The 708-nt window shown below is 48.2% G+C and carries 1 protein-coding gene and 1 pseudogene; both read right to left on the bottom strand.

The window, feature by feature from the left end; all coding sequences use genetic code 11:
- Positions 1 to 517 (bottom strand): urease accessory protein UreF (locus tag A3729_RS05145; RefSeq protein ID WP_068633315.1); only part of this gene is annotated, 517 nt, incomplete at its 3' end.
- Positions 514 to 708, bottom strand: a pseudogene (locus A3729_RS05140) (urease accessory protein UreE); the annotation flags it as partial. The gene A3729_RS05145 and the pseudogene A3729_RS05140, both read right to left, overlap by 4 nt.

Here is a 708-nt window from a genome sequence, read left to right as displayed (position 1 = left end):
TCTGACCCAAAGGCACCATTTTAGTGGCCCCTGCCACCTGGTTTTCTAGCCATGACCAGACAAAACCATTGGCCGCATCTTCAAAAACGATTCCCCACTTTTGCGCCGCATAAGCGAATAAGGTCGCAAAGCTGTGTTCTTCGCCTTCCTGAGTGACGCATTCTGGCAAGTCAAAATCCAAGCTTTTCAAGAGTCGCAATAAAGCAGCGCCCATTGCCGTATCTGTTAGCCGTAGTTCTTTCGTTTCCCGGGATGCGATCGATAAATCATTAAGAAACATAAAACGCTGCCAGTCTTCTTCAGCCGTGCTTTCCATGGCACCACGTAAAATTGGCAGATCGACTTTGGCCAGGCTTTCTCGCATTTGAAGTCGAATCCAGGACTCGGCATCGTTGAAGTTTTTTATCCAACGACACTCTATTGCATACTCCATGCCTTGCGAAAAGGCATAGCCACCTACCGGTAGGCTAACCGAGCTTAACTGCAGCAAACGTGACAGGGCTAAAGGATTACTCATTCGTGCGAATGTCCATCATGAGAATGACCGTGTGAATGTGAGTGCCCACCCTTGGAATATGCACCAGACTCAGGAGCGAACACTTCTCCTTCATGTGTCACCACTAAACCCAGTAAGTGCAGCATTTCTTCCAAGACGTGGTCAGGCTTAATTCTCAACCAACGCTCACCCACTTCAATTTTTGTATGGCG

This window comes from Oleiphilus sp. HI0043 (assembly GCF_001634935.1).
Note: the sequence above shows the minus strand (reverse complement) of the source record. Positions and strands in the feature narration are given on the sequence as shown.